Origin of the sequence: Haloferax sp. S2CR25 (assembly GCF_031624535.1) — an archaeon.
GTDB lineage: Archaea > Halobacteriota > Halobacteria > Halobacteriales > Haloferacaceae > Haloferax > Haloferax massiliensis.
In genome coordinates, this window is sequence record NZ_JAMQOO010000003.1 from 157,931 (window position 1) to 171,319 (window position 13,389).

Annotated in this window: 12 protein-coding genes; 9 read left to right on the forward strand and 3 right to left on the reverse strand. The window is 66.0% G+C overall.

The features are described 5' to 3' along the window. The first annotated feature begins 18 nt into the window (after positions 1-18). The 3 genes from NDI65_RS09180 (at position 19) to NDI65_RS09190 (ending at position 3,910) form a co-directional block, all read left to right on the forward strand. The gene (locus tag NDI65_RS09180; RefSeq protein ID WP_089780267.1) at positions 19-912 is read left to right on the forward strand and encodes an NAD(P)-binding domain-containing protein; all 894 of its coding nucleotides are present in this window, start codon (positions 19-21) and stop codon (positions 910-912) included. A gap of 722 nt (positions 913-1,634) precedes the next feature. Further along, the gene (locus NDI65_RS09185; RefSeq protein WP_089780265.1) at positions 1,635-2,810 is read left to right on the forward strand and encodes an enolase C-terminal domain-like protein; all 1,176 of its coding nucleotides are present in this window, start codon (positions 1,635-1,637) and stop codon (positions 2,808-2,810) included. Positions 2,811-2,812: 2 nt separating this feature from the next. After that, the gene (locus NDI65_RS09190) at positions 2,813-3,910 is read left to right on the forward strand and encodes a Gfo/Idh/MocA family oxidoreductase (protein ID WP_310893605.1); all 1,098 of its coding nucleotides are present in this window, start codon (positions 2,813-2,815) and stop codon (positions 3,908-3,910) included. A 48-nt stretch (positions 3,911-3,958) separates the two neighbouring features. On the opposite strand, the gene pdxA is transcribed toward NDI65_RS09190, so the two are convergent. After that, positions 3,959-4,960, reverse strand: coding sequence for a 4-hydroxythreonine-4-phosphate dehydrogenase PdxA (pdxA, locus tag NDI65_RS09195; protein WP_089780261.1), 1,002 nt, complete (start codon positions 4,958-4,960; stop codon positions 3,959-3,961). Further along, positions 4,947-6,236 (reverse strand): four-carbon acid sugar kinase family protein, encoded by a 1,290-nt coding sequence (locus NDI65_RS09200; RefSeq protein WP_089780259.1) that lies wholly within the window; start codon positions 6,234-6,236, stop codon positions 4,947-4,949. Before NDI65_RS09200 ends, pdxA begins: the two co-directional genes overlap by 14 nt. Positions 6,237-6,321: 85 nt before the next feature. Between NDI65_RS09200 and NDI65_RS09205 the strand changes: the two genes are divergently transcribed. From NDI65_RS09205 to NDI65_RS09215, 3 genes are read left to right on the forward strand one after another with little or no spacing between them, the layout of a single operon-like run. Next, complete coding sequence (locus NDI65_RS09205) at positions 6,322-7,509, forward strand: UxaA family hydrolase (RefSeq protein ID WP_089780258.1); 1,188 nt, start codon at positions 6,322-6,324, stop codon at positions 7,507-7,509. Beyond that, positions 7,506-7,820 (forward strand): UxaA family hydrolase, encoded by a 315-nt coding sequence (locus NDI65_RS09210; RefSeq protein ID WP_089780256.1) that lies wholly within the window; start codon positions 7,506-7,508, stop codon positions 7,818-7,820. Before NDI65_RS09205 ends, NDI65_RS09210 begins: the two co-directional genes overlap by 4 nt. Further along, positions 7,817-8,929: a UxaA family hydrolase gene (locus NDI65_RS09215; protein WP_042663672.1), complete on the forward strand. Its 1,113-nt coding sequence runs from the start codon at positions 7,817-7,819 to the stop codon at positions 8,927-8,929. The genes NDI65_RS09210 and NDI65_RS09215 overlap by 4 nt, the downstream gene beginning before the upstream one ends. Positions 8,930-9,120: 191 nt before the next feature. Here NDI65_RS09215 and NDI65_RS09220 read toward each other — a convergent pair whose 3' ends face one another. Next, positions 9,121-9,873: an IclR family transcriptional regulator gene (locus NDI65_RS09220; protein WP_198526084.1), complete on the reverse strand. Its 753-nt coding sequence runs from the start codon at positions 9,871-9,873 to the stop codon at positions 9,121-9,123. A gap of 204 nt (positions 9,874-10,077) precedes the next feature. Between NDI65_RS09220 and NDI65_RS09225 the strand changes: the two genes are divergently transcribed. The 3 genes from NDI65_RS09225 to fba all read left to right on the forward strand — a co-directional run bounded on the left by NDI65_RS09225 (position 10,078) and on the right by fba (position 13,385). Further along, positions 10,078-10,809 carry a fumarylacetoacetate hydrolase family protein gene (locus NDI65_RS09225; protein WP_042663669.1) on the forward strand — a complete coding sequence of 244 codons (732 nt, stop codon included), beginning with the start codon at positions 10,078-10,080 and terminating at the stop codon, positions 10,807-10,809. Positions 10,810-11,065: 256 nt separating this feature from the next. Continuing rightward, the gene (locus tag NDI65_RS09230) at positions 11,066-11,935 is read left to right on the forward strand and encodes a fumarylacetoacetate hydrolase family protein (protein ID WP_042663667.1); all 870 of its coding nucleotides are present in this window, start codon (positions 11,066-11,068) and stop codon (positions 11,933-11,935) included. Between the two features lie 451 nt (positions 11,936-12,386). Continuing rightward, entirely contained in the window at positions 12,387-13,385 is a 999-nt protein-coding gene (gene fba / locus NDI65_RS09235) for a class II fructose-bisphosphate aldolase (protein ID WP_089780254.1), read from the forward strand. Positions 13,386-13,389: the final 4 nt, after the last annotated feature.

Consider the following 13,389-nt stretch of genomic DNA (forward strand, 5'->3'; position numbering starts at 1 on the left):
CGAGATTCGTGATACCACATGCCACAAACTATCGGGTTCGTCGGCGTTGGAATCATGGGAAAACCGATGGCGGAGAACGTCCTCGATGCGGGGTTCGACGTCGTCGTTCACAACCGCTCGCGGGAGGCGGTCGACTCGTTAGCCGAGTTAGGGGCGACGGCCGCGTCGGCTCCGTCCGCGGTCGCATCCCAAGCGGATGTCGTCGTCACCGTCCTTCCGGACACCGAGGCGGTCGAGGAGGTCGTGTACGGCGACGACGGGTTGGCCGACGGCTTCGACAGCGGTGACGTGCTCATCGACATGTCCACAATCTCTCCCGTCGCCACAGAGCGGCTCTCCGAGGAGCTCGAAGCGGGGGGCGTCTCGATGCTCGACGCACCAGTCAGCGGCGGCGAAGAGGGGGCCAGAGACGGGTCGCTCTCGATAATGGTCGGCGGCTCGCGCGAGACGTTCGACGCGCACGCGTCGCTCTTCGCCGCGATGGGGTCGACCGTCACCTACTGCGGCGACGCCGGCGCCGGACAGATTACCAAGGCGTGTAATCAAATCGTCGTCGGGTGTACGCTACAGGCGGTTTCCGAGGCGCTCGTGTTGGCGCAGCGGGCGGGTGCCGACCTCGAAGCCGTCGTCGACGCGATCAGTGGCGGTGCCGCCGGCTGTTGGGCGCTCCGCGAGCGAGCGCCGCGGGTCATCCGCGGAAACTTCGACCCGGGGTTCTTCGCCTCGTATCAGTACAAAGACCTCAGAATCGCGACGGCGGCCGGAGAGGAGTACGGCTCACCGATGCCCGCGACGTCCGTCGTCCACGAGGCGTACAAGGCGATGGAGACCTCCGGGTACGGCCGCGACGACCACTCTGCGGTCATCAAAATCCTCGAAGACACGGTCGACGAGGCCGCCCGAATCGAGTAGCCCGAACCGAACGAGTGCGTTCCGCGGAATCGTGCGACAGTATCGAACAGCGCCCGTCGGTCGGTTCAGATACCGTGGATTCGACCACGGCGGTCGGGCGAAACCGCGCTCTCTCGGTCGGGTGTCCCTCGGATGGGTGGACGCGTTCGAACGGCGATTCTGAGTCGCCTTCACAGGTCCGTCTGCGTCCGTCCGCTCGGTTCCGTTTACCGATGATGAACGTGAGTATTGACAACACCCCACATGAGAGAGCGTCAACCCACGGATTACGATTCGAGAATAGGTGTACGTTCGGTGGATTTGTCCGGCTATCATATGAACAATAATGATGAACTCAAGTAACACGGAACAATCGTTCATTGATAGCTTCCGCCGTCGCAGTATCTGTACCTAATCACACACTTACACCCATACGGTTGTAATGGTGATGGAGAGACACCGCAAAACGTGCGTATCGGCGTCTCACAGGGCCGATTCGGGTTTTCGTGCGGCGATAGTAAACGGCGGGGCGGAAATCGAATATCACAGGACGGACGCTGGGAGCCTTCTCGTCCCGCGTTCGAAGGAGTGTTCATCGTGGGACTGCCGGTGTCGACGTCCCGCCGGGGTCGCGTGGCTTCGAACGCAGTTTCTCTCGAAGGGCGAACACGACGTGAGTTTCGGGAAAACCGAGTGCCGGGGGCGTGAGAGCATTTATTAGGTGCCCCTGTGTGAGCCGACGTATGGCACCGACTATCACGAAAATCGAGTCGACGGAATTCAGCTACACGCTCGACGACGTCGGCACGGACGGCCACGGGTTCAACCTCGTCTACGCCCCCGGTGAGACGACCGAGCGAAAACTGTTCGCGCTCCGGATACACACGGACGAGGGAATCACTGGCGAGTACATCGGTGGGAACTCGCCGGGCGCGGCGCAGATCAACACGTTCGCGAACTACCTCGTCGGGAAGAACCCCCTCGAACGGGAGCGACACTGGAGCGAGGTCAAGCGGGCGCTCCGAAAGTACGACCGGATGGGAATCGGCCCGGTCGATATCGCGCTGTGGGACTTCGCCGGGAAGTACTACGACGCGCCGATTCACGAACTCCTCGGGACGTATCGGACCCGACTCCCCACGTACGCGTCGACGTATCACGGCGACGAGGCGGGCGGTCTCGACTCGCCCGAGGCCTACGCCGACTTCGCCGAGGAGTGTCGTGACGCCGGGTTCCCCGGGTTCAAGATTCACGGCTGGGGCGGGGGCGACGACGCGCGAGACGTGCGCCGAGAGGTCGAGACGGTCCGGGCGGTGGGCGAACGCGTCGGCGACGAGATGGACCTGATGGTCGACCCCGCGTGCGAACTGGCGACGTTCGCCGACGCGTTGAAAGTCGGTCGCGCGTGCGACGAGTACGACTACCTCTGGCTCGAAGACCCCTATCGGGACGGCGGCATCTCCCAGCACGGCCACCAGAAGCTCCGCGAACTCATCGACACGCCGCTGCTCCAGACCGAGCACGTCCGCGGGCTCGAACCGCACACGGACTTCGTCGCCAGCGGGGCGACCGACTTCGTCCGCGCGGACCCCGAGTACGACGGCGGTATCACCGGCGCGATGAAAATCGTCCGCGTCGCCGAGGGCTTCGGCCTCGACGTGGAGTTCCACGCCCCCGGCCCCGCACAGAGACACTGCATGGCGGCGGCCCGGAACGCGAACTACTACGAACTCGCGCTCGTCCACCCGCTCGCGAACAACACCCAACCCCCGGTCTACCGCGGTGACTACTCGGACATGTTCGATACCATCGACGAGCGCGGGACCGTTCCCGTCCCGGACGGGCCGGGCCTCGGCGTCGACTACGACTGGGAGTACGTCGAAGCGAACGCGACCGGCAGCGTCCACATCTACGAGTAGTCATGACCTACAGGGCCGGAATCATCGGAACCGGGGGCATCGCTGGAATGGGAATCCTCGGGATGCACGACGACTCACAGATCGGGAAGGCGAAAGTGCGCGCGAGCCACGCCGGGGGGTACGACGAGACCGAGGACATCGAACTCGTGGCGGTGGCCGACGTCGACGAGGCGAAACTCGGTCGCTTCGGCGAGGCGTGGGACGTCCCCGAGGCGGGGCGGTACATCGGTCACGAAGCCATGCTGGCGAACGAAGACCTCGACGTCGTCTCGGTCTGCACGCCCTCGTACCTCCACGCCGACCACGTCATCGATGCGGCCCGCTCGGCGGCCGACCCGGACGTCATCTGGTGCGAGAAACCGATTGCCTCGGCCGTCTCCGACGCGGAGGAGATGGTCGCGGCCTGCGACGAGACGGCCACCGAACTCGTCGTCAACCACTCGTTTCGGTTCACCGACAAACTGCGTCGCTTACGCGACCTCCTCGTCGAAGACGAACTCCTCGGCGACGTCCGCTCGGTGGCGACGCAGTTCCGCATGGAGCTCATGCGTAACTCCACCCACCTCCTCGACACGCTGGTCTACCTCCTCGACGCCCGCGCCGACCGGGTCGCCGGCTACGTCAACGGGGAGAACGAGGCCGTCGAGTCGCTCGACGCGGCGGCCGACGTCGACGACGCCGGCGGTGGGGGGTTCGTCGTCACGGACGACGGGACGTTCGTCACCGTCGACTGTACCGTCCCGCGCGAGATTTCGTCGATGACGCTCCAGTTCGTCGGCACCGAGGGGAAACTGTACATGAACAACGACGACGGGGAGTGGCAGTACTGGCGGCTCGAAGACGGAGAGCACGTCGAGACCGACCTCCCCGGTATCGACGGCGCGTGGACCTGGGACGAAGATTACCGCAACGCGTTCCCGAACGCGGCGAGACACGTCGAGGCGATGCTCCGCGGCGACGCGGAGAACCCGTCGACGGGCGAGGAGGCGACGCGGTCGCTGGAGATTATCGTCGCGCTGTACGTCTCCGAGTTCACGGGCGGTCAGGTGAGCGTTCCCCTCGAACGGCCACTGCGCGACGTCGAAATCACGTCGTGGTGAGCGTCGGCCAGTCGGGTTCGGCGGGGGTCGCCGCGGTCACCGTCGACATCAGCGATGACGGGCGACGTCGGCGGCCACCCGAATCGCGTCGACCATGCTCGTCTCGCTGGCGATTCCCTCGCCGGCGATGTCGAAGGCGGTTCCGTGGTCCACGCTGGTTCGGACGATGGGCAACCCGATAGTCATGTTGACGCCGCTGACGCCCCCCGCCGCGTCGAACCCGAGCATCTTCAACGGGATGTGACCCTGGTCGTGATACATCGAGACGACGCAGTCGAACTCGCCTCGGGCGGCGCGGACGAACACGGTGTCCGGTGATATCGGTCCGGTCGCGTCGATGCCGTCAGCGACGGCACGCTCGACCGCGGGCGCGATTTCGTCGTCGTCCTCGTCGCCGAGGAGGCCGCCGTCGCCGGCGTGCGGGTTCAACCCGGCGACGGCGACGCGGGGGGACTCGATACCGAGGTTCCGGAGCGCGTCGTCGGTCACGCGGACGGTTTCGAGGACGTTCTCCGTCGTCACGAGCTCGCACGCCTCGCGGAGCGGGACGTGCGTGCTGACGTGGGTCACGCGCAGGTCGTCCTCGATGAGCATCATCGAGTAGTTCTCCGTGTCGGTCCGCGCGGCGAGGAGTCCGGTGTGGCCCGCGTGTTCGCTTCCCGCCATCCGCGTCGCCTGCTTGTTGATGGGGGCCGTGGCGATTGCGTCTATCTCCCCTTCGACCGCGAGGTCGATGGCGCGTTCGACGTACGCGAGACTCGCGGCACCGTACTCCTCGCGGAGTTCGCCGTGGACGAGGTCGTCGACGTTGTCGCAATCGATGACCGACAGCGCGGTCGGGTCGTCGTCGACGGACTCGACGGAGTCGACCGCGCGCACGTCGAACTCCGCGTCGCAGGCGTCTCTCGCGCGTCGCATCACGCCGAGGTCGCCGACGACGACCACGCGCGCGAACTCCGTCACGGACGGGAACGCTTTGACGGCGACTTCCGGACCGATACCCGCGGGGTCGCCCATCGTCACGGCGATTAGGGGGTTACTCGTGCTCATCGTCCCCACTCAAACGGGCGATGCACTTACGTATTGCCCCGGGGGTGCCGAACGCGCCGGCCTTCGTCACGACCGGGACGCCGTCGGCGACCCCACCCGACAGGCGACCGAGGGGAATCCCCTCTTCGACGGCCGTCCCGGAGAGGACCACGCCGTCCGCGTCCAGCGACTCGAAGGCGTCGGCGGCCACCGCGCCGCCGGTCACGAACATCGACCCCGGCGTCGGGGGTCCCTCGGCCCAGAGCCGTTCGACGGTCGAACCCAGCGTCTCGCCCACCCGAGCGCGGACCGTCGCGCCATCGATGCCGAGGCGTCGGCCCGCGTCGAGCGCGCGTCGCGGGGCGTCGTCGTCAGGCGCGGAGACCAACGCGGCGACCCCGCGGTCCGCGAGGCGTTCCGAACAGGCCGCGGCGGCGTCGGCGCTCGCACCGGCAGGGTTCTCGACGGCCCTCCCGAGGTCCAGCGAGACGACCGACTCCGCCGGGAGCGCGTCGAGTTGGTCGAGCGTCGCCGGGTTCGTGCTCCCGACGACGCAGAGGACCGTTCGGTCTCGCGGGGGAACCGACGCCGGGCCGGCACCGCTGGGGGGCGGCGTCTCGACGTATCGGGCGAGCCCCGCGCTCCCGACGTAGACGACGTCCAGTCCCGAACGTGCCGCGCCGTCCGCGAGGGCTTCGAGGTGCCGCTCGTGCGACGCGTCGGCGACGACGATGCCGCGGCCCGTCCGAGCCTGTTCCCGCAGCGCGTCCGCGACGGCCGCCGGTCCCGTTGCCACGCGGTTCACCGGCAACCGAGAGACGGGATAGGACGACGCGGAGTACCGCGTGGGGAGGTGCGACGTCTCGACGGGTTTGTCCGGGTCGTCGCCGGCGGCGGTCTCCGCGACCGGAGTGCCGTCGACGAGATGGTAGCCCTCGACGGTCGTCCGCCCGTTTCTCGGGGAAGCGGGTGCCACGAGCGCGAGGTCCGCCGCCGTCGCGTCGAGCACGGCGTCGGTCTCTCTCACGAGGTTCCCCCTGAGCGTCGAATCGACCTTCTTGTAGACGAACGAGTGGTCACCGGTGGCGACGGCGTCGAGGACCGCCGCCGCCGCCCTCGACGGGTCGGCGTACCGGCTGTCCGTATCGACGACCCAGACGTCCGTCTCGGCACGGGAGTTCCCCGACGGCGCGGGCGACGCCGAGACGAGCGTTCGGAGTCCGCGAGCGGCGAACTCGTGACCCGTGTCCGTCGCCCCGGTGAGGTCGTCTGCGATGACGAGTCCGGACGGAAGCATACACGTGGAGACGGGGGGGACTACTACTAAAATCCCTCCCCCGCCAGCGAAAAGACTAACACGGTGCTAGCCATGGATTGTGAACATGGGACATACGTTCGAAGGATACCGACGGTCGAACGGCCGGGTCGGTGTCCGAAACCACGTCGCCGTCGTTCCGACGTCGGTCGCGGCGTCTTCGGTCGCGTCCGCCATCGCAGACGAGGCGGGGGCGTGGGCGCGGGCGACGCCGCACCAACTCGGAACGAGCCAGCCCGACCCGGCACGACGACAGACCGAGCGCGTCCTCGTCGGGACCGGTCGAAACCCGAACGTCGGCGCCGCGCTCGTCGTCGAACTCGGAACGGAGGACATCGACGCCGAGACGGTTGCGGACGGCATCGCAACCGCGGGGAAGGCGACGGAGACGCTCACCATCAGGGAGGCGGGCGGAACCGCGAACGCGCTGTCGGAAGGTGCGGACCGCCTCGGTCGACTGAAAGCGGAAGCGGACCGCGCGAGGCGCGAAGAGGCCGACGTCTCCGAACTCGTCTTCGGGGTCGAATGCGGTGGGAGCGACGCGACGAGCGGAATCGCCGCCAACCCCGCCGTCGGTGCCGCGTGCGACCGCCTCGTCGAGGCGGACGGGACCGCCTCGTTCAGCGAGACGCCGGAGTTCATCGGCGCGGAACACATCCTCGCCGACCGATGCGTCTCCGAGGAGACGCGGGAGCGTATCTTGGAACGCGTCGAGGCGCGCGAGGGGATGGCCGAGCTGATGGGCGTCGACCTCCGCGGCGCACAGCCGACGCCCGGAAATCAGGAGGGCGGGCTGACAACTATCGAAGAAAAGAGCCTTGGAGCCATCTCCAAGGGCGGGACGACGCCGATTCGCGGCATCGTCGACTACGGTGACGAACTGCCGACGAACGGCGGACTCGTCCTCATGGACACGCCGGGGTACGACGTCGAGAGCGTCGTCGGGAAGGTCGCTGGCGGGGCGCAGGTCGTCGCGTTCACGACCGGCCGGGGGAGCACGACCGGGAATCCCCTCGCGCCCGTCATCAAGGTGACCGGAAACCCGAAGACGTGGGACCGGATGTCGAACAACATCGACGTGAACGCGGGGACGGTCTTCGACGGCGAGTCGATAGACTCGGTCGGTGCCCGCATCTTCGAGACGCTCGTCGAGGTGGCGAACGGCCGCCGCACTGAGGCCGAACATCGGCGGTTAGAGGAGTTCGCGATAAACGAGATACAGCCGGAAGAGCTGACCGCGGAGGTCAGCGGATGAAGGGCCGTGTCCTGGACGATGCGCTCCTCCGACTGAGCGCGTCCGACAACGTGGGAACGACAGTCGACGACCTCGACGCGGACACCGAAATCGAGACCGACGACCGGACTGTCGTCCTCGCGGGGGACGTTCCGTTCGGGCACAAGGTCGCGCTCGAACCGGTGGACTCGGGCGGAGAAGTCCGGAAGTACGGCGAGGTCATCGGAACGGCGACGCAGGCGATAGCGGTCGGCGAGTGGGTCCACACCCACAACTGCGAGAGTACGCGGGGACGCGGTGACCGCGCGGCCGCGGGAGGGGAGACGGCATGAGCACTCCGAGAATCTCCGGTCGGACGTTCGAGGGGACGCCGCGAGCGGACGGAACGGTCGGTGTCCGCGACAACGTCTTGGTTCTCCCGTCGGTCATCTGTTCGCACATCGTCGCCGAGCGAATCGCCGCGCGCGTGGACGGAGCCGTGGCGACCCCGCACGACCACGGCTGCGCCCAGCTCGGTGCCGACAACGAACAGACTCGCCGGACGCTCCTGTCGATAGCGCAGAACCCGAACGTCGCCGGAACGGTCGTGGTCGGACTCGGGTGTGAGGAAGTCCAGAGCGCCGAGGTGGCGACCGCGCTCGAATCCCGCGGCGTCACCGTCCGCGAACTGTCCATTCAGGGCGTCGGCGGGACCGACGAGTGCGTCGAACGAGGCGTCGAAGCCGCGACCGAACTCGCCCAGTCGCGGCGCACGTCACAGACGGTCGCCGACCTCAGCGACCTGACGCTCGGCGTCGTTTCGAGCGACCTCGACGCGTCCACGATAGAGTCTGCCGACCCGCTCGTGGGCCACGTCGCCGACGAAATCGTCGACGCCGGGGGTCGCGTGGTCGCCGCCGGTAACGAGCGTCTGGTCGCCAACCCGGACGAGGCGCGCGACGCCGCAACGGACGAGGCACGGGATTCGATGGACGCCCTCCTCGACAGACACGAGGGCCACCCGGCTCGCGCGACTCGCGTCGGCCAGTTCGCCCGCGACCGCCCGTTCGAGGACGTCACGCGAGCGTGGGGGGAAAACGCCGTCTCCGAAGTGCTCCCGTACGGTGAGCGCGCGACCCTCTCGGCGGGCCTCGCCGCCGTCGACGCGCCGTCTCGGTTCGCCGAGGCGACGACGGCGCTCGCCGCAGCGGGCGCGAACGTCGTCGTTCACGTCACCGGCGACGGAATCCTCTCCGGGCACCCGCTCGTCCCGGTCGTCAAGGTGACAGGCGACCCGGGGACCGCGGCGGCGCTCCCGAACGATATCGACCTCTCGGCGCGGCGCGGCGCGCCGGGCGACTTACTGGAGCGACTGGTCGCCGTCGCAAACGGCGAGGCGTGTCTCGCCGAGGGACACGGCCTGACAGAGTTCGCTATCACCCGCGTCGGCCCGTCTATGTGACGGCTCTGCTGAGTCACCGTGTTTTCGTTGTCGACGCCGCCAACCGGACGCCCAGCGCAGTTGCTCGGGCGAGTGCGTCGGTCGGCCGCGAGTTCGAGACAGAACGGGACGGCGACAGCGGCCGGAAGGGAGGGGAAACGAAGGTCGGTCGCGTGAATGTCCGGAAGGCACGCCTCTCGGCGTGCAGACCGCTACGAGTACGTCAGGTTGAGTTCGATGACGTTTGCGGCGCTCATGACCTGCTCTGGGACCACCGATTCGAACCGCTCGCCCTTCATCCGACTCGTCGGGCCGGAGACGCTCACGGCCCCGATAGCGTGACCGTCCGGGTTCTTGATGGGTGCCGCGATACACCGGAGGCCCGAGAGACGTTCTCCCTTGTCGTAGGCGTATCCGCGTTCGCGAACCGCCGCGAGCTCTTCTTCGAGCGCCTCGCGCGAGGTGATGGTCGTCGCGGTCTGTGCGGGGAGACCCCAGCGCTCGATGATCTCATCGACTCGCTTCTCGGAGAGGTACGCGAGGATTGCCTTCCCGAGCGACGTACAGTGGAGCTTGACGCGCATGCCGGCGTGCGTGTCGAGCGAGACCGCCTGTTCGCCCTTCGAGCGGAAGAGGTAGACGCCTTCGCCGTGTTCTTCGACGAGCAGGTTCGCGAGTTCTCCGGTCTGCTCGGCGAGTCCGTTCACCTCGGGCTTCGCCACCTCGTAAAGCGGCATCCGGTCTCGGGTGTGTTCGCCCAGACTGAGGAACTTGAGGCCGATGCAGTACTTCCCGTCTCGCTGGACGACGTACTCGTGTTCTCGGAGCGTTCGGAGATGACTGTACACCGTACTCTTCGGGAGGCCGAGTTCGGTGGCTAACTCCGTGACGCCCGCTGATTCCCGCTCTTTCAGCGCTTCGAGGATTTCGAGCGAGGTCCCCAACGCCCCGATCGTGTTTGCCATGTTCGTTCCCATTCTAGACACTGGTTAACATTCATCGTTAATAATTGTTGTTCACGATTGTCGGATATCTGTTCGTCATCGCTAGGTACCCGCGTCACTCGCCCGCGAACGGAGTCGGGACCATCGCGGTGAAAAGTCGATGTTTCGACGCCGGAGTTGTCGACGGCGAAACCGTTTTGCCAGGAGCGCGTGTCTCCCTCAGACATGCATCGCGTGAGATTCCGCGACCCGGCGGGGAGTGTCAGAACCGGCGAATGGACCGACGACGGAGTCTCGTTCGGTGGAAGAACGTTCGACCCGACAGCGGTCGACATTCTTCCGCCGTGTGAGCCGAGTAAAATCGTATGCGTCGGTCTGAACTACGAGAAACACGCCGAGGAGACGGGGATGGACATCCCGGAGCGCCCGCTGCTGTTCCTCAAGCCGCCGAACGCGCTCGCAGCGCACGGAGACGCGGTCACCCTTCCCGCCGGGAAAGAGCGCGTCGATTACGAAGCCGAACTGGGCGTCGTTATCGGCGAGCAGTGCCGGAACGTCGAACCGGACGACGCGATGGACGTGGTCGCCGGGTTCACGTGTCTGAACGACATCTCGAACCGAGACGACCAAGAGGTCGAACAGAACTGGATTCGCGGCAAGGCGTTCGACAACAGCGCACCGCTCGGGCCCGTCGTCTCGACCCCCGACGAGGTCCCGGCAGACGCGAGCATCGAACTCAGAGTCAACGGAGAGACGAGACAGGACTCCTCGCGGGCCGATTTCATCTTCACGATTCCAGAACTGATCGCAGAGATTACGACGTACATGACGCTCGAACCGGGGGACGTGATCTCCACCGGGACCCCCGAAGGCATCGGTCCGCTCTCCGACGGCGACCGTGTCGAAGTCGATATCGAGGGCATTCGGACGCTGGAGCATACCGTCCGGTCCGACTGACCGGAAAGCGGGGTTCCGCCCAAAGGTTCATGTGCAACGATAACACATGGTGTGTTGTACGGGAGGAAGAGGCGGCACATCAGACTATCAGCCATCGGTCGCGTGACTAACTGTGACACCGCCGCAACCAACCCGTCTCTTCTTTCCGTTACTTCCGGCCCATCCATATCGTGAGCGGGCCCCTCGTCCACTCGCGGCGATACGGAACTCACATCCCTCAGTAACAATTATGTAGTAGTGGGCGTTCCGTCTTTTCATGCGCTACCACGCACTTGCGGGGACAGAGCGTTCAGCACTCGCTGCGTCCGACGGCGACGACGTCTACGATCTCACCAGTGCGAACCCCAACGTAGAGACCTTCTCTGATCTCGCTCGGGCGGCAAACATCACTGAGCAGACTATCGACGACGTCGCCGAGGGGCTCATCGACGACGCGGAGCGACTCTCTTCCGACTATCTCGACGAGCGAATCGGGCGTCCGGTGGCTCCCGACGAGGTGTGGGCCACGGGCGTCACGTACCACATCAGCGAGCAGGCGCGAGAGGCCGAAAGCGGGACACCGGACGTCTACCTCGACGTTTACGAGGGGGACCGTCCCGAAATCTTCTTCAAGGCGACGGAGAGCAGGACGGTCGGTCCACGGGAGACAGTGGGTGTCCGAGGCGACTCCACGTGGGACGTCCCAGAGCCCGAACTCGCGGTGGTCCTCTACCGGGGTGAGATAGTCGGTTACACTGTCGGCAACGACGTGAGCAGTCGTTCCATCGAGGGCGAGAACCCGCTGTACCTGCCGCAAGCGAAGATATACGACCGCTGTTGTTCAATCGGACCGTGCGTCGCGTCCACCGAGTCGGTGAGCGACCCGCACGGGCTCGAAATGTCGATGCGCATCGAACGCGACGGGACCGTTCTCTACGAGGAGTCGACCTCGACGTCGGAGATGGTGAAGTCGTGCGAGGAACTCGTCTCGTACTTCACTCGACACAACGTCGTCCCCGAGATGGCGGTCTTGTTGACCGGGACGGCACTCGTCCCCGACGAGGGATTCACCCTCGAACCCGGTGACCACATCGGCATCGAAATCGACGACATCGGCGTCCTCGAAAACACGGTCACGACTGTCTAACGCCGGTCGGTACGAGAGCACCCGGCCGAGCGACCCGTCCCGTGGCGTTCCCGGCTTCGAATCACTCCACCTCCCGAGTCCAGTTCACTATTACCGGATGGTCCGACCCGCGAACGTGACGAGCGGGTGTCGAATCGGTTCGATATCGACCTCTCGACCCGCACGTTCTACGAACTCTATCCGAGAAACCGCCGGCACGCAGCTCTCCGTTCGCTATCGTCGCACAGCGTCGGGAGAGTCGTGTTACATTTCTATTATCGTAACGGTTCGTTGCTAATCCGGCCGAATCGACCGACCGGCGCGGGGTCCCGTTCGACGCGGTGAAGTGAAGCTATCGCCGTCGCGTTCACCATCGTCGAACAGATTGCCACCAATCGGTTCGAGCCGGTGGACGCCGCGACGTTCGAAAGTATCCGACACGTATTTCAGAGCACTCCGTGAATGACAACCAATGACATACTCACGTGGGTCGGAGCTATCCACGGTCTACGACCGGGCGCGAACGAGCGGGTACGGGTTCGTCGCGAGCAACATCACGGAGACGAACATCCTGACCGGACTCGTCCGCGGCGCGGAGCGTGCCGATTCGGACCTCGTCGTTCAGGTGAAGCGCGACACCGCCGCGTTCGCCGGAAACGGCGACCCCGACACGGGGTTGGATATCCTGGCGACGCACGTCGAGAAACTCGGCGAAGACGCCGACGTCGGCGTGTTTCTCAACGTCGACCACGTTCCCGCAGACGACCGCGCGTTCCTCGAATCGTGCGTCGCCTCCGGGGTCCCCTCCTCGCTGATGGTCGACGCCTCGCACGAGCCGTTCGAAGAGAACGTCTCGCGCACCCGCGACGTGGTCGAGATGGTTCGAAACCGCGAACAGGATATGCTCGTCGAGGCCGAACTCGGCATGATCAAAGGTCTCGAAGGCGGCGTCGAGACGACCGAAGCGTACTACACCGACCCCGAACAGGCCGTCGAGTTCGTCGACAGGACGGGGGTCGACCTCCTCGCAATCTCCATCGGGACGGAACACGGCGTTTCGAAGGGGCGCGACCTCGAACTCCGCCCGGACATCGCACGCGACGTGGGGCAGGCGTTGGCGGACCACGGCCTCGACACCCCGCTTGTCGTCCACGGGTCGTCGGGGCTGTCCGATAGTCAGGTCCGAGAGCTCCTCTCGACGGGGGTGTGTAAACTGAACAAGAACACCAGATATCAGTACGAGTTCGCCAGGACGGCCTGCGAGTTCTATCGGGACCACGAGTCGAGCATCCTCCCCCCCGAGGGCGTCGACGACGACCGACAGGGGTTCTTCGGCGACGCGGAGTGGTCGCCGGACAAACGCGACTTCACGCCTCACCGGGTCTGCCGGGAGGTTCAGGACCGAATCGCCGACGTGATGACGGAGGTCGCCGCGCTCTCCGGGAGCGCCGGTGAGAGCCTGTACGCGTGAGTCC